This window comes from Spiroplasma endosymbiont of Tiphia femorata, assembly GCF_964020225.1.
Classification (GTDB): domain Bacteria; phylum Bacillota_I; class Bacilli_A; order Mycoplasmatales; family VBWQ01; genus Spiroplasma_E.
In genome coordinates this window covers 1,666,059-1,686,917 of sequence record NZ_OZ026544.1, presented here as the reverse complement: position 1 = coordinate 1,686,917, position 20,859 = coordinate 1,666,059, and the positions used below count along the sequence as shown (strand labels likewise).

At 22.0% G+C, this 20,859-nt stretch carries 23 protein-coding genes; 17 read left to right on the top strand and 6 right to left on the bottom strand.

Going from position 1 to position 20,859, the window contains the following annotated elements:
- Positions 1–21 precede the first annotated feature (21 nt).
- The 3 genes from AACK83_RS10395 to AACK83_RS10385 all read right to left on the bottom strand — a co-directional run bounded on the left by AACK83_RS10395 (position 22) and on the right by AACK83_RS10385 (position 3,005).
- A complete protein-coding gene (locus AACK83_RS10395; protein ID WP_338958366.1) occupies positions 22–615 on the bottom strand; it encodes a hypothetical protein in 594 nt (197 codons plus the stop codon).
- Positions 616–909: 294 nt separating this feature from the next.
- On the bottom strand, positions 910–1,842 hold the full coding sequence (locus tag AACK83_RS10390) for a hypothetical protein (protein ID WP_338958363.1): 933 nt from the start codon (positions 1,840–1,842) through the stop codon (positions 910–912).
- 224 nt (positions 1,843–2,066) lie between these two features.
- Entirely contained in the window at positions 2,067–3,005 is a 939-nt protein-coding gene (locus tag AACK83_RS10385) for a hypothetical protein (protein WP_338958360.1), read from the bottom strand.
- Between the two features lie 392 nt (positions 3,006–3,397).
- Here AACK83_RS10385 and AACK83_RS10380 point away from each other — a divergent pair, with 392 nt between their 5' ends.
- The 3 genes from AACK83_RS10380 to AACK83_RS10370 all read left to right on the top strand — a co-directional run bounded on the left by AACK83_RS10380 (position 3,398) and on the right by AACK83_RS10370 (position 5,758).
- A complete protein-coding gene (locus AACK83_RS10380) occupies positions 3,398–3,841 on the top strand; it encodes a hypothetical protein (RefSeq protein WP_338958358.1) in 444 nt (147 codons plus the stop codon).
- Between the two features lie 89 nt (positions 3,842–3,930).
- The gene (locus tag AACK83_RS10375) at positions 3,931–5,145 is read left to right on the top strand and encodes a hypothetical protein (RefSeq protein WP_338958355.1); all 1,215 of its coding nucleotides are present in this window, start codon (positions 3,931–3,933) and stop codon (positions 5,143–5,145) included.
- 43 nt (positions 5,146–5,188) lie between these two features.
- Complete coding sequence (locus tag AACK83_RS10370; protein ID WP_338958353.1) at positions 5,189–5,758, top strand: hypothetical protein; 570 nt, start codon at positions 5,189–5,191, stop codon at positions 5,756–5,758.
- Between the two features lie 115 nt (positions 5,759–5,873).
- Here the strand turns inward: AACK83_RS10370 and AACK83_RS10365 are convergent, their stop codons facing one another.
- Positions 5,874–6,677 (bottom strand): hypothetical protein, encoded by an 804-nt coding sequence (locus AACK83_RS10365; RefSeq protein WP_338958350.1) that lies wholly within the window; start codon positions 6,675–6,677, stop codon positions 5,874–5,876.
- 350 nt (positions 6,678–7,027) lie between these two features.
- On the opposite strand from AACK83_RS10365, the gene AACK83_RS10360 reads away from it, so the two are divergent.
- The 9 genes from AACK83_RS10360 (at position 7,028) to AACK83_RS10320 (ending at position 16,342) form a co-directional block, all read left to right on the top strand.
- Positions 7,028–7,213 (top strand): hypothetical protein, encoded by a 186-nt coding sequence (locus tag AACK83_RS10360; RefSeq protein WP_338958348.1) that lies wholly within the window; start codon positions 7,028–7,030, stop codon positions 7,211–7,213.
- A gap of 577 nt (positions 7,214–7,790) precedes the next feature.
- Complete coding sequence (rpmE, locus tag AACK83_RS10665; protein WP_368862541.1) at positions 7,791–8,120, top strand: 50S ribosomal protein L31; 330 nt, start codon at positions 7,791–7,793, stop codon at positions 8,118–8,120.
- 178 nt (positions 8,121–8,298) lie between these two features.
- Positions 8,299–10,269, top strand: coding sequence for a hypothetical protein (locus AACK83_RS10350; protein ID WP_338958345.1), 1,971 nt, complete (start codon positions 8,299–8,301; stop codon positions 10,267–10,269).
- Positions 10,270–10,288: 19 nt separating this feature from the next.
- Positions 10,289–11,314 carry a DHH family phosphoesterase gene (locus AACK83_RS10345; RefSeq protein WP_174480978.1) on the top strand — a complete coding sequence of 342 codons (1,026 nt, stop codon included), beginning with the start codon at positions 10,289–10,291 and terminating at the stop codon, positions 11,312–11,314.
- A gap of 24 nt (positions 11,315–11,338) precedes the next feature.
- On the top strand, positions 11,339–11,929 hold the full coding sequence (locus AACK83_RS10340; RefSeq protein WP_281749194.1) for a thymidine kinase: 591 nt from the start codon (positions 11,339–11,341) through the stop codon (positions 11,927–11,929).
- 15 nt (positions 11,930–11,944) lie between these two features.
- Positions 11,945–13,042, top strand: coding sequence for a peptide chain release factor 1 (gene prfA / locus AACK83_RS10335; protein WP_338958338.1), 1,098 nt, complete (start codon positions 11,945–11,947; stop codon positions 13,040–13,042).
- A 17-nt stretch (positions 13,043–13,059) separates the two neighbouring features.
- Positions 13,060–13,461 carry a hypothetical protein gene (locus tag AACK83_RS10330; protein ID WP_338958335.1) on the top strand — a complete coding sequence of 134 codons (402 nt, stop codon included), beginning with the start codon at positions 13,060–13,062 and terminating at the stop codon, positions 13,459–13,461.
- A 26-nt stretch (positions 13,462–13,487) separates the two neighbouring features.
- Positions 13,488–14,327, top strand: a complete 840-nt coding sequence (gene prmC / locus AACK83_RS10325; protein ID WP_338958332.1) for a peptide chain release factor N(5)-glutamine methyltransferase — start codon at positions 13,488–13,490, stop codon at positions 14,325–14,327.
- Positions 14,328–15,016: 689 nt separating this feature from the next.
- On the top strand, positions 15,017–16,342 hold the full coding sequence (locus AACK83_RS10320) for a hypothetical protein (protein ID WP_338958329.1): 1,326 nt from the start codon (positions 15,017–15,019) through the stop codon (positions 16,340–16,342).
- A gap of 170 nt (positions 16,343–16,512) precedes the next feature.
- Here the strand turns inward: AACK83_RS10320 and AACK83_RS10315 are convergent, their stop codons facing one another.
- Complete coding sequence (locus AACK83_RS10315; protein WP_252319341.1) at positions 16,513–16,803, bottom strand: hypothetical protein; 291 nt, start codon at positions 16,801–16,803, stop codon at positions 16,513–16,515.
- 240 nt (positions 16,804–17,043) lie between these two features.
- Between AACK83_RS10315 and AACK83_RS10310 the strand changes: the two genes are divergently transcribed.
- The 5 genes from AACK83_RS10310 to AACK83_RS10290 all read left to right on the top strand — a co-directional run bounded on the left by AACK83_RS10310 (position 17,044) and on the right by AACK83_RS10290 (position 20,004).
- Positions 17,044–17,589, top strand: a complete 546-nt coding sequence (locus tag AACK83_RS10310; RefSeq protein WP_338958325.1) for an L-threonylcarbamoyladenylate synthase — start codon at positions 17,044–17,046, stop codon at positions 17,587–17,589.
- Between the two features lie 36 nt (positions 17,590–17,625).
- On the top strand, positions 17,626–18,234 hold the full coding sequence (locus tag AACK83_RS10305; protein WP_338958323.1) for a hypothetical protein: 609 nt from the start codon (positions 17,626–17,628) through the stop codon (positions 18,232–18,234).
- Positions 18,235–18,317: 83 nt separating this feature from the next.
- The gene (locus AACK83_RS10300) at positions 18,318–18,575 is read left to right on the top strand and encodes a hypothetical protein (protein WP_338958321.1); all 258 of its coding nucleotides are present in this window, start codon (positions 18,318–18,320) and stop codon (positions 18,573–18,575) included.
- Between the two features lie 51 nt (positions 18,576–18,626).
- Positions 18,627–19,325 (top strand): hypothetical protein, encoded by a 699-nt coding sequence (locus tag AACK83_RS10295; protein ID WP_338958318.1) that lies wholly within the window; start codon positions 18,627–18,629, stop codon positions 19,323–19,325.
- A gap of 82 nt (positions 19,326–19,407) precedes the next feature.
- Complete coding sequence (locus AACK83_RS10290) at positions 19,408–20,004, top strand: hypothetical protein (RefSeq protein WP_338958315.1); 597 nt, start codon at positions 19,408–19,410, stop codon at positions 20,002–20,004.
- 70 nt (positions 20,005–20,074) lie between these two features.
- On the opposite strand, the gene AACK83_RS10285 is transcribed toward AACK83_RS10290, so the two are convergent.
- Positions 20,075–20,482: a hypothetical protein gene (locus tag AACK83_RS10285; protein WP_338958313.1), complete on the bottom strand. Its 408-nt coding sequence runs from the start codon at positions 20,480–20,482 to the stop codon at positions 20,075–20,077.
- Between the last annotated feature and the right edge of the window lie 377 nt (positions 20,483–20,859).

The window sequence follows — 20,859 nt, the reverse complement described above, 5'->3', positions numbered from 1 at the left end:
TTATTATTATAATTAATAAATTTAGCTTAAATATGCACTATTTATTTGAAGTTTAAAGTGTGCTCCTTCTACAGCATTTTTTGATTCTTCTTTTAAATGAATAGATAAATATATATTGCCATTATTACTATATCAAAAAAATGCTTGAGCATAGATATGAATAAAAACTAACGGAGTAAGTCAACTGCCATAATAATACATAAATTCTATATTTCAAGTTTTGTTTTTTTCATCATTTGTGTTGTTTGATGTGTTAATTTTTGCTGTATTAACTGATAAGTTAGGTCCTGTAATTTGAAATGGTAAATTATGTCATATACAGTTTTTATATGTGGCAATTTCAACTTTAATAATTGCTTTATCATCAAAATTTAATAATTGATACTTTTTAATAAATGATTGTCAATCTAAATGATATTTTTTTCAAGACATTATATTGATATTGTCTACAATATTACCTTCATATTGAGAACTTGTGCCATTAAATCATTCTTCATTTTCATACAAAGGTTTTGATTTGTGAGAATTGTTATCAAAAAAGTCACAAGCGTTAATGTTAATAGTAGTTAATGCACTAAATGTTAAACAACTTAAAATATTTAATATTCTTTTCATTTTATACCTCTTTAAAATTTTTAAACTTATGGTGACATATTCAAATATGTCATTTATTTATTATAATATTTTTACAACTTTTTTCAGTGTATAAAAGATAATTTATTTCATTTCATTTCAAGGATATATGAAATTATATATGGATAAAAATTAATAACATCACTACCTTATAATTTCTCCAAACACTACTATAAATGAATTAATGAAGTAAAATATTAAATATTTTTTCAATTTTTAAAATTAATTAGTTGCGTAATATGTCTAAAGTTTTAAAGTATCTAAGATTTATATTTTTTATAATTTATTACTAGAACTTTGACCTTTACTTGTTGAAACTTTGCTATTTTCTTGATTAATAAAATCTATATCTGTTTTATTTCATTGTGAATAAAATGGTATTTCTTTTCATAATATTTTACTTAAAATAGTTTCAGTAAAATTTATAGATGCATTATTTCAATCTTCTGCTACTGTTATTGATTTTTTAACAATTTCTTCAACTACTTTTGTATATTCTTTAATAATTTTTAATTTCAATGAATCATTTTTCAAACACAAATCAATTATTTTATTACTAAAGTTTTCATAAGCATTTGCTTCAGATTTTAAATTTGGATAGAAATTTAATAATGTCTTAAATTCAAACAATTCATATTTAAAAAAGTCTTCAAAACTATAATTTTGATATTTTTTAAAACTTTCAACATTAAATTCTGAATTTAAAAAATTATTCAAATTTGTATCTTGTTCTATTTTACATTTGATGTGTTTTGGCAACTCTTTATATTTATAAATAAATTCTATTTCTTCTTTATTATTTTCTTTTTTAACAAGACACATTATTGCAATTAAATGTATTGTCTTATAATTTTCTATTAATGTATTTACGGTTTCTTGTGTTTGTTTTAGTAAAATTTTTGGTATTTTATGACTTAAATTTATTTTTGATAGTTCATCTAATAATTCTAAAATATTTTGTATGTCATGTGAGGCTGATTGAGGAATTGATTTTCCTACCATAATTTTTTCAGCTATTTTTCCCGCAAGATTAGAAGATATCATTGATAATAATGAAACATTTTCTGATGGTTCTATCATTGTATGACCACCGCCATTGTTTTTAATAGTAATTCCTTCTTCTGATAATGAAATACCTTTTGCTAAGTTTATAAAAGCATGTCCTGCCTCATGATAAATTGTATTTATTAAATCATCATTGATAGTCATTTTTAACTTTCTCCTTTTTTAAAATATAAATAACTCAATTACTTATTCAAAAGTAATTGAGTTATAAACTATATTTGATTTATATACAGTATAGATATTAAAAATAAAAATGTCAATGTTATTAAATATTTTAATGATTTTCAATTATTAAAAAATATAAAAAATAAAAAATTATAATCTATTACTAGATTATAATTTTTTATTTATATTTAATATAATACTTTTTATAAAGTTGAAGATTGTTTTTGAACAGTTGTTTGTTCATCATAATAATTATTAATATCATCATCTGTATTAATTGAAGGTTGAACTTGTAGTTGGTTAACTTCGGTAATTATTTGTTCAATAACTTTATTGTTTTCATTTTCTTCATGTTCTTCAATAGTTTGTAATTCTTTTTTAATTTTTGTAATTTCTTGATCAATTTGTTTATGTTTAGTATTATTTCAAGGTTTAAATTTAAGTTTCTTTTTTTCATCAAGTTTTTTATTTAATAATTCATAAAGAGCAATTTTTCTATTAGTATTGTTACTTTTTAATTCTTTAATTTCATCTTCTTCTGTTATATCTCATTCTTCATTTTCTTGCTCATTTTCTTTTGCCAATTGTTTAATATTTCTTTTTCTGTTTTGCATTTCATTCATACTATTTTTGCTTATACTTTCTTGAAATTCTGGTAATAGTTCTTCTAATAAAAAACAATTATCAGTAAAAACATCATCAAATTTATTAAGTTCTTTATAGATTTTTTCTAATTCTTTTAAATTTTTTAAAATTTCAGAAATTACCAAAGTATTATAATCATTGTTAAAATATTCATTAATTCTTTGATAAATAGCATAGTGAGTTTGAAATACTTCATCTGGATAATTTTGACGACTATATTTTATTCTTCTTTCTTCAAGAGCATAAATTTTTTTAAAATTTTTTAATTTTCATTCTTGTAGAGTTTTTTTTACATCATTAAAAATAAACATTTTAATTTCTTTTTCAATTAGTGATTTAAATTCTTTGAAATCATTAGTTTCTTTTAATATTAATTCTTCTTCTGAAATATTAATTACATTTTCATTTTTTCTATTTTCTTTAATTATATTTTTCATGATTGAATCAAAATATTCACCATCACTTTGTAAATCAAAATATTTAGCAAAATCTAACATCTTTATTTTCTCCTTTAATATATTTCTAAATAAAAAAACCTATTTACTTTTAAATAAAGTAATAGGTTTTTTAAAACTTATATGTTTATGATTAAAGGTTATCAAATTTTATATTTTTTTCAATATTTTTTTCGATATTAATAAATTTAAATAGTAAATGATTTAATATTAAAACTATTTAAAACATTCTATTATGATAAATAATTTATAGTTAAGGTAGAGGGAAATATTTGGTAGATATCTAAAATATATACAACAAACTTAAAACATATATAAGTGAATTTTAAATTCATTTTCAATAAGCGAATTTTTATTTACTTAAGGTTAGTCTAGTAAAAGTTTGTTATCAGAGGAAGGAGGTAAAGAATGTACTTGCATGCACTTATATCATTATGTGCCATTGGAGCAGTTCAAAGTATGCTGGTACTAGAAATACTGTAGTTAATTATTATACATATTTTTCGATAATGGTATTGGTGTTGACACCATTTGATGAAACAACTTTAAAACATTTTTTAGCAAGTAAAAATTGAGTAAATTTAAATATCACTATTTTTGCGCAAGACAAGTTTTTAAAGTGTATTAATGGCACAATATTACAATTAATTAATAATCCTAAAGTTCCACCTGATCCACTCATTCCTCTTAGTCCCCCAACTCCAATCCTAGATCCAGACCCTAATCATAGTACTAGTGGTTTTAACACAACATGAATTGTCTTTACAGTATTTCGTTCAATTTTTATTCTTACTGGAGTTGCTTATTTAAGATATCATCGTAAGAAAAAGTGTATTGGCGGTTTAAAGAGAAATATAAACACTAAAAAAATTAAATAAAGTTCATATTTACTTGTTTTTGTTTTTTTATAAAAAATATAATTTTACTAAGAAATTTAATTTAACAATTTATAAGGGGGGTACTAATAATGATTTTTAATAGAAATAACTGTCTTAGTAATGTTTTTGAGTCAAAAAAACAACAAATTAAAAATGAAGTAGAACAATGTGAAGACAATTATATTTTGAATGTTAATGAAGAAGAGTATACAAATTATTTATATGATAAATTTTCGTTAGATGAAATTACATTAAGTTTTGATACTGCAGAATCCGATGTTGAAGAAGCAATAGTTAATGGTCAAGATTTTTTTGGTCATCATTGTCAAACAAAGAAACCAATAATTAAATTTAAAATTCCTGTTTTTGGAAGTTATGAACTTTTATCTTATTCTCCAAGTTCTTTTATTATGGCTTGAGGTCTTTTTTCTAATAAAAATATAAACTTGAGTTCCAATTGTTTATCATTTGAAATTATTTCGTACCAAGATGATAATATAGAAAGTGTTAATCATGAATATAATCAAATGGAAAAAGTCATTAAGGATAATACAGGAAGTATTAACAGAGATCTTAAAGAATTTAATGTTAATTTAAAATCATATATTAGTAATGTTTTTAAAAATAGAAAAGAAGTTTTATTAAAAAGACAAAAAGATTTTACTAGACTTAAAATACCACTAAAACAAAATAAAAATATGTCAGAGACTTTCTCTATACCTATTTCCAAACCTAGAAAAAGAATAGAAATTCCTAAAATAGTAACTAAAAGCCATATTAGTGAATCAACTCCAATAATAGATGTTAGAGTTTATGAAGAAATACTTAAAATTATTAATGATTGTGGAAAAGAATTTGAAAGATTAAAAAATTCTTATCAACAAAATCAAGAAGAAGACTTTCACAATAACATATTATTTGTTATTAACAGTCATTTTAATGGAACAGCAACTGGCGAAACTTTTAATGTTTCTGGAAAAACAGATATATTATTAAGATATGATAATTCTAATGTTTTTATTGCAGAATGTAAAATATGAAATGGCATATCTCATTTTAAAAAAGCTATTGATCAATTAATTGGTTATTTAACTTGACGAGATACCAAAACAGCTTTAATAATTTTTGTTCGAAAAAGTAATGTCAAAAATGTTATAGAAACTATTAAATTACAAATTAATGAACATAAAAAATTTAAAAAATTTATTAATGAAAAAGACCAATCTTGAATTAATTATGAATTTTATTTAGATGATACAAAAAATACAACTTTTAATATAGCTGTTATGATTTATCAAATATAATTATAAATTGGATTAGTTTTATGTCTTTTAGGGGGTGATAAAATTGCCATTTAATTTAAGTACATATAATAAATTAATTGAAACTGCCGATGATTTTTTTGAAGCAGCAGTGAGATGTGGTTTTAATGATTCAGATAAATTAAAAAAATATCCATTGATAGTCCCGAATTTTACTAATAGAGCATTTGCTTGTGAATTATATCTTAAAGCGACATTATATTTTACTAAAAATGAAATACCAAAAGAACATAAAATAGATAATTTATTTTTAAAACTAGACGAAAGAGATAAAAAAGGAATATATGATATTTGACGAACTATTGAGGGACAGGATATATCAGATTGTGATTATGCTGAATCTATGTTTTATGATAATCTAGAAGCTAATAGTGATGTGTTTACTAGATTTCGTTATGTACATGAATGAGTAAGATCATCAATATCTTTAGAAAGCGGTTTTATGGAAAAACAAATGCACTTGCATAGTTCAAGTACAAGTAGACTATTTGGAAGTCCTCAAGTCTATGATGGGTTTTTAGAGCAAATTGCAAAATCAATCAAAAAATATAATAATGAATTAATTAAATTAAAATTAATAAAAAGAAAACATTAAAAGTTATTAGAAAAAATAATCTAATTTAAATAATTTTTAAAGTGCTTATGGCACTTTTTATTTTAAAAGAGAATTAAAAAGAAATTATAAATCCTAAAATAATATAATAATTATTTTATTCGAAAGGTCATAAATTTTTTGGTATTAAATTAATTATTTTAGCAATAAAAAGTGAAAGTAACGATTGAATAAAAAGATAAAATAAACACTTTTTATAAGAATAACTTACAATAAATTCATTATGTTCTGGGTCGTTCCTAAAAGTTTTTTTATTTTTTATATTAAAATTTTCAATTTCATCAAGAACCTTTTTATTCTCACTAATATAGTTTTTTAAATGATTTAAAGCAGGAATATTAATATTATTTTTAATTATTGTTTGTAAATAATGTAAAGTATATTCTTTTTCTTTTTTGTTAACTATTACTTGATTTATTTTTTTAAGAAATCTTTCATTTAATGAGTATATATTATTAGCGTAATTAACTATTTGTTCATTTTTGTTTCCAAATTCTAACTCTCTTACATTTGTTTTATTTGATTTTAAATTACTTAGAAAAGCATTTATTTCTATTCATTCATTAAATAAATGTTTAATTAAATCCCTATTTAAAAGTTGAAAATTAAGTTTTTTATAGTGTTGATCAAGAAAATCTTCTTCTACATAATTAAGACCTAACTTTTTGTTAAAATTTCTTACATTTTGAGCTATACCACTAATTTCTGAGTCAATAATACTTCTTAAATTCATAGTATTGGTATCTTGAAAATTTATTTCATTAAAAAATTTATAAAATTGATTAACAATAATATTTTCAATTAAATAATCAGAATTTCAATTATTAATAGAGTTTTTTTTATTTTCAAAAGTTAGTAAAATTGCAATTATGTAATCTTCAAGTTTATTTAAATTTAACACTTTATCTCGCCTTACTTTCAACTATAAATTAATTATTACAAATAATAAGGTTAAATAGAACCTTATTTTATTTCTTATTAAGAAAAGAAGGATTAATATGCAAAATTTAATCCCAAAAGCCATTTGTCGAACTCGTTTAAAATTCTTTCGTAATATATCAATTATTGAATTCATATTGGAAATAGTATGAATTATTTTAGTTACAGCAATCTTTTTAACTCTACCATTCCAATGATATATTCGAATTTCAATATTTCTTTTTGGTTCATTTTTAGTAGCATCTTTAATTTGTCCAATGATGGGACATTTAAGAGGCTAAGAAGTTATTTTATTATGAATCAAATATTTAATTGCTTTCAGAAAATACCAAGAAAAAACAAAACACTAGCTTACTAGTTCCTTATGATTATGCAGTAAAAGAACATTTTATTAAAACTCAATTATTAAGTGACTATGAGTATTATGTTGCAGGATTTGAAGTTAAAGGTTTTAATTTAAGTTTATTAAATCCAAAAACACAAATGTTAAAAATCTAGGATTTACAAGATACTTTCAAATATTGTGATTTTCAATTACGATGATGAAAACTGATTTACCAATAAATTTTAGTGAAACAATAATGTATTACCAGGAACAATTAAAAGAACATGAAGATAATTAAATAATTACAAGCACAAATTGAAGGTTTACAATCTCAGTAAATTAATAGTGATAATTTTATTAAAACAAGAAAAGCATTCTTTTTCTTTGTTTATGAACTATTAGTGAACTTGAAAGCTATTGTCAACAAGTAGTTAGTAAGGTACAACGTAATGGTTTTGGTTGTAATCAATTAACTAACTTTCAATTAGTTAATATTATTAATTTGATTTATAATTCTTATAGTAAACCTATTACTATAAAATAATTTAAACATTATAAAAATAATTTAGAAAATATTTTATCATTTAAAGATTTTACTCTAGTTAATTGAATTAGAACACATTTTTACAATATAATCTATCAAAATAAAAACTCTATCTATCATTAATATTTATTTGCTTTTTTATATTGTTAATGATATTATTTTTAAGTACTTTTTATTAATAGTAATTTTATAAGTGAGGTGAAACCATGGCAAAAGCAAGCATCCATCCAGAGTATTTTCAAACTAAAGTAACATGTATAACATGTAGCAATAATTTTATAAGTGGTTCAACTAAGGGTAAAGAAATCCGTGTTGATACATGTTCAAGTTGTCATCCATTTTATACTGGAAAACAATCATTTGTTTCAGCAAAAGGAAGAGTTGAACGCTTTAATACAAAAGCAAGCAAACAAGTTGAAACAAAATCAAAAACTGTTGAAATAAACAAAGCAAAACCACAAAATACTAAAACTATTGTATTAGAAACAGCAAAAGATGTTCTAAAACTAACTGATACTAAACAAGTTAAAAAATAATTTTAATTAAACTAGAAACTAATAATAGTTTCTTTTTTTTATACTTTAAAAATAAAATTATTTACAGACATATTTACCATTAATTAAGTTAAAATATTGTATGTATACAACCCAATAAATATAGAATATAATTTTAATAGTATATGAAATAAAAAACTTTAAGGTAGGGAATGGTTTTATGGAAAAATCATCTGATTTTAATAAATTGGTAATAAGTAAAGGTATTAGATATAATACTGAGCAAACTAGTAACTTTAATTTTAGTATTATTAATTTATCCGTTGAAAAAGCCGTAAAAGATTGAAGTTTTGAAGGAAAATATCCTAGTTGCTTGGCAATTTTTAGTAATGATGAAGATAATATTGAAAAATTAATTAATGCTCTAGCAGGTTCTTCTGCTATTATGGAGGGTAAAATTTTAATTGATGATATTGATGTTACTTATAATAGTATTGGTTTTGAACGAAAAATGGCTTATGTTAGTATGCATTTACAGAGTTGAAATAAATTATTTAGTATTCAACGTAACTTAGCAAGAACAGCAATTACTAATAAACCCTTTTTACAAGAAATAAGCAATATTAATCAAAAAATTAAGACTGATATTGAAAACTTAAAAAATACAGGTTTAAATTTAGACAGTGGTTATTTTAAAGAAAAATTAATTAATATTATTAAAAATTTTATTAATGAAACACAAAGCACTCGTAATAATTTTATTAAAGAATATCAATATCAAATTAATCATTTTCATAAAAACTTTGCTCAAGAGAAATTTAATTTTGCTGGAAGTGAAAAATTAACAGATATTCTAATTAAAAAATTTACTGCCGAAGAAAAAAATATTATTGCAAATAATAACTTATTATTTTTACAATCTTTGCAAGATCGTATTTCTAGTTTGGAAAGTTTAGTGGGACCATGTTTTTGTGGATGTAATCCACCAAAAGAAAGAAAATGAGAATTTCAACTACGAGAAATTAGTTTTGTTATTAAAGAAATAAATAATTATTTAAATAGAGAGATTAGTACTACTAGAAGTGAAATTAGAACTACGTTAAAAACTTGTAACAATCATAATCAAAATTTTAATAGCGAACTTAATCATTTAGTTTCATATCAACAAATTAAATGTACTCGTAGTCAAATTGATCAAATTTTAGACCAGTGAATTGACTTAGCAGAAGTACAAAGAATTAAATTTAATATGAAACAAGATTTTGTGGCAATGCAACTTTTACCAGATGAAATGCATTTACTTTTAAAAAATATTAAAGATGAAATTAAAATTTATCATGATAAAATTTTAAAAAATCCACAGTTACAAGATAAAGAAACATATCAACAACAATTACAAACTTTATATTCACAGTTAATTGATGTTCGTGATTTAATTAGTGAAAATATTGTTATGATATTTAAACATTTAGAACTAAGTCATTTATTGTCACTACGTTTAACACAATTAACAATAGTAGAGCGACAAATAATAAAAATCATTCAACAATTAATTGTACCTACTAAAATTTTAATTTTGCATAACCCATTTGAACTTTTAAATGTTGATAATAAAGAACAATTAGCAAATTGAATTAAAAAATTACAAAAATTTTTGAAAATAATTATTATTTTTACAACTAATAATCAAGTTGATATTAATTTATTAGCGACTAATGTTACTGTTATTGAAAATGAAATAATTATTCAACAAGGAAATGTTAGTGAAATCACTGATAAACCATTATCTTTAAATTTATTGAAAGAAATAAATGAACAGCATATTAATATTGCAAAGGGAGAATGAAATGCTCATAATTTATATTTTTATAATGTAAATTTAGGTAAGTTTGATGTTAAAACTGCTTCTACTATTGCTTTTAAATCAAATGCCATTTTGTTTAGTGCAAAGAAACCACGATTTACTTTTTTAAAAAATTCAATTATTATTAATGGTGTTATTAAAAATATTACTAAAGTTGATGATAAAAAAGCATATTTATTGGTTGAAACTACTAAATCAGAACAATTTGAAGTTTTAACAAATAATAATGATAATTTAGAAGTGGGAACTGTTGGTTGAATTAGTATTACTAAAAATTCAATTTTTGTTTTTGATGATGAAACAAAGCAATTAATTGGTACATGATAGAATAGAAAGGATATATAATATGAATAAGTTTAAAAAAGAAGCACAAGCAATTTATGAATTAATAAAAATCAGTAATCCAATTATTATTCATCGTCATATTAATCCTGATGGAGATGCTTTGGGTTCACAATGAGGATTAAAAAAAATTATTGAAGATAATTTTCAAAATAAAAAAGTACTTGTTCCAGGCGAAACAAATGAACATATGGCATCATTATTTCCACAACCAACTTTTGTTAAAAAAGAAGATTATGAAAATGCACTAGTAATAGTCACTGATACAGCTAATCGCGAACGAATTAGTGGTCAATTTTGAGAAGAAGGAAAAAAGATAATTAAAATTGATCATCATCCAATTGTTGATAAATATGGTGATATTGATTTAATTGAAGAAAAGGCTTCTGCTGCTTGCCAAGTAGTGGCAAAATGAGCACAAGTATTGAATTTAAAAGTTTCTGCTTTAGCAGCTAGAAATTTATTTCTTGGTTTAGTTACCGATTCTGGTAGATTTTTGTATCGCTCTGTTAATGAAGAAACTTTTCAGGTTGCTAGTTTTTTAGTTAAACAAAATTTTAATTTATTAGACTTATATCAAAGTTTATATATTCAAAATTTAAAAATCGCAAGATTGAAAGGATATATATTATCAAATTTTAAAATTACTGATAATGGTGTTGCTTATATAATATTTAACGATAAAATAATTACTGACTTACAAACAAAAATTATTAGTCAAAATAAAATATTAAATATTAAAGGCGAAGTTGTTTTAACTAGAGAAGATTTAACTAGCCAAGTTAATGTAATGTCAAATATTGATGGTATTAAAATTTGATTAATTGCTGCTTATGATCAAATGAATAGTAAAATTAAAGTTAGTGTTCGTAGTGCAAGATGAATAATTAATGATGCTATTGCAAAGTTTGGTGGTGGTGGTCATCAGACAGCAGCTGGTGCATATTTACAAAATATTAATGAAGTTGAAAAATTGATTGATAGTTTAGATAAAATTGCTAGTAAATCACCAGAATTAACAAACAATTAAAATTAGAGATGGAGTTGGATATAAATGTATAGTCGTTATAATGAGGGATGAATTGAAGTAATTACTGGTTGTATGTTTGCTGGAAAAACCGAAGAGTTTATGCGACGTATAAATCGTTTACAGTATGCTAAACGCAAAGTGCTAGTTTTTAAACCCAAGGTTGATATTCGTTATGATGCTAAAAAAGTAGTAAGTCATAAAGGAGTATCTATCACAGCGATAGTAATTGATGATCCAATGCAAATATTAAAACATGTAGATAAAGAAATAGAAGCAGTTGCAATTGATGAAGTACAATTTTTTAAACCATCAATTATTGAAGTGATTAAAACATTAGCAAATCAAAATAAGCAAGTTATTGTTGCGGGTTTAGATCAAGATTTTCGTGGTGAACCATTTCCTGTTACTAAAGAATTATTAGCTTTAGCAGAATTTGTAACTAAATTAGATGCTGTTTGTGTAAAATGTGGTAAAGCAGCAACAAGAACACAACGTATTATTAATGGCCGGGAAGCTAGATATGATGATGAAATTATTTTAATTGGTGCGCAAGAACAATATGAAGCTCGATGTCGTAGTCATCATCGTGTCTTAACAAATAATCAGAATAGATAAATCAGGTGTGATATTATGAATGAAAAAACATTAGAACAGTTAATGCAACTTACTAAAAAATATAGTGAAATTGAAAAGCAATTAGAAAATCCCGAATTAATTCCTCGTGATAAATACACTGAATTAACAAAAGAACATAGTAGATTAGAACCAATTATTGAACAATATTGAAAATATGAAAAAATTAACAAAGAAATTATTGAAGCAAAAAAGGCATTAGCAACCGAACAGGATCAAGAACTTTGTGAAATGCTTAAAACAGATATTAAAGCAAATGAAATTGAATTAGAAAAAGCAGAAAATGAATTAAAACTAACACTAATTCCTAAAGATATAAATGATGATAAAAATGTTATTATTGAAATTAGAGGAGCTGTTGGTGGCGATGAAGCAAATATTTTTGCTGGTGATTTATATCGTATGTATAGTAAGTATTGTGAAATTCAACGATGAAAAATTGAAACTATTGAAGCAAAAGAAGCAATAAATGGTGGATTTAGTTATATTGCTTTTATGATTAAAGGTAAACATGTATTTGCTAAATTAAAGTTTGAAGCTGGTGGACATCGTGTTCAGAGAGTTCCAAAAACCGAATCACAAGGACGAGTTCATACTTCAATTGCAACGGTTGCTGTATTGCCAGAAGTTAATGAAGTTGAAATTAAAATAAATAATTCTGATTTAAGAATTGATACTTATCGTTCTAGTGGTGCTGGTGGTCAACATGTTAATACTACCGATTCAGCAATTAGAATTACTCATATTCCAACAGGTGTTGTTGTAACTTCACAGGACGGACGAAGTCAACATGATAATAAAGATAAAGCAATGCGGGTATTAAGAGCTAAACTTTATGAAAAAAAAGTTGAAGAAGAACAGGGAAGAATTGGTAATTTAAGAAAAACAGCTGTTGGTAGCGGTGATCGTTCAGAAAAAATTAGAACATACAATTATCCACAAAATAGAGTAACCGATCATCGAATTGGATTATCTTTATTAAAGTTAGATCGTATTATGGAAGGTAATATTGATGAAATTATTATTGCTTTAATTAGTAGTGAACAAAAAGAAAAATTAGAAAATATTGATGAAAATATTACAGTATTAAAGTAAAAAAGGAAGAAATTATTATGGATTTTAAGATTTTAGACTCTAGAACAAAAATTTTGTTTTTAATATCAGTTATTTTTTTATATGCGGCATTAGGAACGTTTATTACATTAACTTTTAGTAGTGGTATTATTCACATTTTATTTTTAGTTTTAACATTATGATTTGCTAGTGCATCTAGTTTAATTTTTCATTATTTATTATGAAAAAATTTAGAATTTTTACGAAATATTAATGGTAATAATATTAATAATTTTGGTTTTATTATTAGTATTTGTAGTTACATTATTCTTTTTCCAATTATTTGTTTATTAACAATTAGTTTTTTATTTATTTTTAGTATTATTGTTTTAATTCTCGTTGTTAATAATTTAATAAAAAAAACTTCAAGAAATAATAATTCATCTGTTAATTTTCAATAAAATATTTATTTTTGGAGTATAAATTAATGACTTATAGAGATTATCTTTTATTAGCAAAAAAAATTAATAAAAAAAATGAACAAATTAATAAGATAATTTTATTAAAGTTTATTAATAAAGATTTATCTTGATTATATGCAAATCTTAGTCAAACAATAGCAATAGATTTTTTAGAATCATATTTACAACTAGTTAAAAAATTTGTTGCTGGCTATCCTTTACAATATATTATTGGTTATCAATGATTTCTTGATCATAAGTTTGTTGTTGATAATAGAGTATTAATTCCTCGTAATGAAACCGAAGAACTAGTTAAAAATGTTTTTGTCTATGCGCAAAACATTTTTAATAATGATAATTTAAAAGTATTAGATTTAGGGACAGGCAGTGGTGCTATTGCTATTAGTTTAGCGTTAAAGAAACCTAATTGAAATATAGTAGCAAGTGATATTAGCAAAGATGCATTAACTATTGCTAAGATTAATAATGATAATTTTAACCTAAAAAATATTAATTTTGTTGAAAGCGATATATTTACAAATCTTAAAAATCATAAATTTAATATTATTGTTTCAAATCCACCATATATTGATGAGACAGCAAATACTTTTTCAAAACATAATTTACAATATGAACCAAAATTAGCTTTATTTGCTGATCATAAAGGATTATATTTTTATGAAGTAATTTTTCAACAATGTCATGCAGTTTTAGAAAAATCTTTTTTATTAGCATTTGAATTTGGTTTTGATCAAAAAAAAGCACTAACTATTCTTATTAAAAAGTATTTACCACAATATAATTACAAATTTATTAAAGATATTAATAATAAATGAAGAATGCTATTTATTTGGCAAGCATTATAACATATAAAAATAATTTAAGAACAATAATTTTGTCACTCAAAAGGTGACTATTTTATTTTTTGAAAAGGAAAATCTCATTTAATCTTTCAGTTAGGATAACGGGGGCAGTTTTAATGTGGCGTATCATTGAAATATTAAAATATTTTCAGTATTCTTGTTCGGTTAATATAGCATTTCTAATGGAAAAATTTAATGTTACATTTCGAACTTTACAAAGAAATATTACTTTTATTAATACAATGTTAATAAAAATTAGTAATTGTAATATTTCCAGAAAGCAAGATTACTTTGTAATTAATGGTGACAATGAAATAATAGCAATAAATACTTTGCTTACACAGTTTATCCACATATCCAATGAATATCCTTTTGTTAGAATGAGTAATTTGTTCTTAATATGTGTATGACAAAAAAAATATTTAAGTAGTGAGTGACTTATCAATATAAGTAACACAAATAAGTATAATTTAAAAAAAGACATTATTTACTTGAATAACTTTTTCTTTGAACAAAATTTAAGATTAAAATTAAAATTTGAACATAATAAAGGGTTTCAATTAGATGGTTATGAATGACATTTAAGATTTATAACCGCTATTATTATTATAAAACTTATTAGTAAAGATAAAAAAATTCTCTTAACTAATGATAAAGTCCTAACCTATATATACAAAAAAATAGAAATTATAATGATCAATATCGGTTATAAAAAATATTATGATGATCAACTAATATGATTTTTAACAATTCATGTACGAAAAATTAAACTTAATTTTTTTCTTGAAAAAGATGAACAAATTGAATTTAATTTAAACTTAAGTATAAAAAAAGAAGTCGAACATTTTAGATTAATAATTGCTAAAGAGTTTGCTATCGATTTTGATAAGTTTGAAACCAATTATTTTAATTTCATTTGTTTACTTAATATTAAAGTTGACAGTCAATTATTTCCAAATATAACTTCAGAAATTAGTAACATTACTCAAAAAATATTTTCTTTTATTACTTATGAATATCAGGTGTCTTTATATTCAAATACTTTTAAAAGTAATTTGAATAGTTTTCTTAGTGATAATTGATTTAAATTACAATTTAATTATTATAGTGATATTAGTTTTGCCTTGGATGATACTTTTAAAATAGAAAGTGACTACCAATGAGGGCAACAACTCCTTTTTATTATAAATTCGCAATTAAAAAATAATTATTTTCCCAATCTTAATCTTTTACAAAATAAATTTTTAATGATTACTTTTCATAAAAGTTTTATAGCAAATGAGAACTGAAACATTCCCTTATATATATTCTTAATTGATGACTCCTATGCTAATAAAATTCAAATAACTTCATTTATAAAAGTAAATTTCCCTAATATTTTAATTATTTCCCTAAAAAATAACTTAAGTAATAATTTTAAGCTTCATTTACTAAATCAAAAACCTTGTATATTAATTGAAAAGGTAAATATCTATAGTAATTATAATTTAGATAAATATAAGAATATTTCTGTCATTAATATTAATGAAAATTCATGAAATTATGAATTAGAAAAAAATATTAATGAAAAAATAAAATGAGTAATGTTAAAAAGAATTCAATATTCAATTGTGGTATTTAATTTTTATATCCAAGAAAAATTTTATAGTATTAAATCTATTTTGTGAGCATTTCAAAAAACATTTATCAAAAAATATAATTTAAATTTAGAATTTTTAGATATTGATGAATGTTCTATAATTAAAAGTCATATTTATGAAAAAATATTATTAATAAATCAATTAGTACCTATCCCTAATTACGAGTTCCCTATTATCCTTTTATATATAAAAAACCCTTTGATATTTCAAAACAAATTTAAAATTCATTTTATTTTCATTTTATTTACTAATAAAAACAATACTCAAAATTATAATTGAATCAATTTGTGACTTTCTTTATTTAAGAAAATGATTAATACTAATATTAAAAGTATTAGTCATATATATAAAATAATACAATCAATCATGACAATTTAATGTTAATTTCCCTTACATTTTTATATAAAAAACATCTTTGACAATAAGTTTAAAGATGTTTTTTATATAAAATTAATAGTATAAATAAAAAACAAATATAAAATCATTTATTTTTAATAAATTTAATAATGATTATTTAACATCACCAGAAAGATAAATCTTAACTTTCATTATATTTTTGGTAAATGAGAATTAAATTTAATATAATCTATTTCTGCATCTTTAAATTGAGTTTCTAATTTTATAATTTCTTTTTTTATAGTGCTATCTAATTCTTTATTGGGAAAAATCATTTTTGTAAAATCATTATTATTAAATTTTTTATCAATTGTTTTTTCAATGATATTTTGAATACAAATTGTTTCTATTATAAATGGTTTATTATCATTATCTTCAATTTCTTTTCTTATTTTTTCAATTTCTTCATTAGTATGTTGTATTCCTATTTTTCTTTTGGGCATATTTTTTGATTCTCCTTCTATATTTAATTTAATAAAAATCTAATATAAATATTAATCTATATTAAATTAAGATGTTTATTAAACCATTAATGAATGATTTTCCAATCTTTAATTAGTAATTTTAAGGTTTATTTTAAATTACAAATATCATTTATAAGTTTTTTATTCATTATTTTGAAACAACTATTATATTTAAAATAATAGGTGTATAATTTAGTTAAAATTTATAGTGGTGTTTTCATGATAACTTTACAGCAAAATAAAATTAAAGAAATTAGTCAAATCATTGCTAATGGCGAAGTGGTTGCTTTACCAACAGATACAATTTATGGTCTTGTTTGTAAATTTAATGATGACAAAGCTATTAATAAAATTTATCAAATAAAAAAACGTGATTATACTAAAGAACTGCCAATTTTAGTTGCTAGTTGAGAACAAGCTAAAAGCATTGGTATAATTAGCGATCAATTACAGTCATTTTTAATAAATAATTTTAGTGCTGGTAAAGTTACTGTTATAGTTTTAAAACAACCTAGTTTAAACACATCATATTGAATAAATAAAAAGACAATAGCAATTAGAGTTAGTGCTTCACATTTTATTCAAAAATTAATTAAATTAACAGGCCCTTTAGTAGCTACAAGTTGTAATTTAAGTAATGAACAACCAATTAACGATTATCATAATATAAACTTGCCTAACTTAAGGTATAGAGTAGCAGGTGAGATTTTAACAAATAAACCATCAACTATTTTTAATAGTTTTAATGATAAAATTATTAGATAATAATTAGATAACAGTATTAAAAAAGGAGATAATACTATGAATTGATGAATAATTTTAATTATTATTGCATGCACAACAATATTGATTTTATTAATTGCACTAATTTTATTAATTAAAAAAAATAAACAAAAGAAAATATTAAAAATTACTAAAGATATAAATACTTTATATAAATACTTAAAATTAAAAAAAATAAATACTAAAGAATTACCAGTTTCAATAGAAAAAATTAAAGAAGATATTTATTATAGTGACAAAGTCATTTTGGGAAAGTATGAAGATCTTAATAAGATTTCTGGCCAAAATATTCTTTTAAAAACTGAATATAGTGATGCCAAAAAATTATTTTTACGTTATAAAATTAAAGACATTAATCTTATCAAATCATCAGATTTTATACCTTTAAATCAAATAGACTTGTTAATTTCACGAAATAATCTTTATTTTATTGATTCTTTTGAACTACAAATAATACCATTAGTTAATGTTAAAAGTATTACATTTTTTTGAGAAAAAAATAATTATATAAAAAATAAACAAAAATATATTGGTATTGAAATTAATTTTCAAAATAAACGTTTATTTTTTCTTTTTAATAAATATGAAGAAGCAATTAGTTTTGCTGTTCATGTTATTAGTTTATAACAATTATTATTTAATAATTAAAAATTTTGCTTTTTTTGTGAAAATGATATAATTATACAAAATATATTATTAGGAGCAAAATTATGGCAAAAAAACACTTTAAATTTAATACTTGAAAGTTTATTCAATTTACTGGCTTTTTTTTAATTACTTTAGGAATTATATTTTCTTTTTCTTCTTTTAAAGTTAGCCTATTGTTATATTTTGGTTTAGTATCAGTATTAATAGGTTCTATTAATATTTTAATTTACTATATTTTTATTGGAACAAATAGTTATAAAAAATATTCAAGAAAACAAAATAATAATAAGTTAATAATCAAAAATAATTTAGAAATATAAAGTTAAAACTAAGAAGATTAGTTTTTTCGAGAGAATAATAGGTGAAAAACTATGAGAAAAATATTAAAAGTATTTAAAACGATGTTTTTAACGAGCATTATTTCTTTACCACTTATTGCATGTGATAAGGTAAATGATGCAAATCAAAAATATGTTGATATTAGTAATATTAATATGGAAGTTACTAATGCTCCTGTTGAATTAAATAAAGATATTTATAATACAGCTTTAATTAAATTTAAAACTAAAGTACAAACTGAAATTAATAAATTAGTTCCAGAAGGAAAAAAACCAGAAAATGGAACCGATTATAAAATAACAATTGTTAATCATAATGATATGTATGCTAAAATTGATAAATTTGAATCACTTGCTGTTAATGTATCTGCTTCAAATAATAGTAATTTTTTAAAAGGTAGTTTTAATGCTTGTGTAAAATTAGTATCAAAAGCTAAAGACATTAGTAATGTTAATATTGATAAGCAAGAAGAAAAAATTAAAATTAATACCACTACTTTTGGTGAAGCAATTGCTTTACGTTGTTTATCATTAATTGAAAGTAAAATTAATGCTATTGTTGCAACAGCAAAACAAGATAGTGACTATATTGTTAATGTAGAAGGTCATACTTTATCAGAATCTATTAAAACATTTGATGATGTTCATATTAATGTTAATGCTATTGAAGATGATTATCATTTTTTATTACATGGTAGTTTTAGTTTTGTCTTAGCTTTTGTTAAAGATTAATTTATATTATTTTGGGTAATAAAAAAGAAAACTTGATTTTCATTATTATCATAAAAATAAAGTAGTATAGTATGGGGTAAGCATGTCAGAAGTAGAAAAATTATTAACAATGAATTATGAAAATGTTTGTAATTTTTTAAAAAATAAATATGGATGTATTTCAAAAAATTATTTTTCAGATGCAACAATGTCTAAGAAATCACAAGGAATAACAAGGGGAAAAGAAGGTTTATATATTCATCATATTGATGAAGATAAAGCAATTTTGTTATCTACTCCCAAATGAGCTCAAAAGTCACCATTTGCATATCAATATGCTGATCGATTAGTTTATTGTAATTTACTAGAACATTTGGTTTTGCATATTAAAATTTTTGAATATCCTCATCCAAATAAACATAATTTTATGGAAGTTGGTGTTGGTGGAATTTATGCTTTTATTGTTCCTGAATTAAATGATATTTATAGTGGTATTCAATATAAACAACCATGAAAACAGAAAGTTACTGAAGTTGTTTTACCATTAAAAGGAGATTATTTTAAATGTATTAAAAAATTAGTAGAACTTGGGTTTTCTTATCCTTTGCTTACTTCTTTTAATCATCAATTTGGTACATGAAATAATAGAAATAATAATAGGTTATATGAAGAAATGAAAAAAATGGGTGTTAAACAGTAACTTTTTTTTATTGTTATTTAATCATAAATAAAAAATGTTAGTAAATTACCAACATTTATTTTTATTAAGTTTATGAAAAAGTTAATTGACAATGATTTTGATTAATTATTGGTAATTGTTCACCATTAATACTTGTTATATCGTTATTTCTTAATAATGGAGTTCTTTCAGATATTTGTTGTTCGTTATTACTTTCAACATTAATATCAGAAATATTTGTTGGAAAACATTTATCATAAATATTTGAAATGGAAGTGCTAATTCCATATCCTAGTTTAGAACCTAAAAATGCTCCAATAAAAGTTGAACCTGTTATACTAACCATTATTCCAAAGAGTGCCATTCCTGCTTCTGGATCATATAAAGCTTCCTTATTTTTTGAAATTAAATCATAATAAAAATAACTTATGCCACTTAGCGCTGCACTACCACCTAATATTCCACCTGTATATGTAAAGTATTTTTGAATTTTTTTCATTTTTTCTCCTTTCAAAATAAAAAAACTATTTATTTTAAAATTAAAATAATAGTTTAAAAACTTGTATGAAGTTTTATCTTTTAATTTTAACATAAGATTTTTTTTGATAAAAATAAGACAAAAATTACTATTAATAGTTTATTGTAAATATATAATTTTCTATATCAATAAAAGAAATTTATTGAATTTATATTTTAGATTATAATTTTTTAAAATAAAAACAAAGTTATTAAAATAAAATTTATAAATTATATTTTTATTTAGTTAATTTTGAACTATAAGAATGTTATTAACAATTAAAAAAATAATTTTTGAATAAATCTTTTATCTTTTTTCGTTATTTTTATTGTTATTTTATTGATTTATAAATTAAAAGG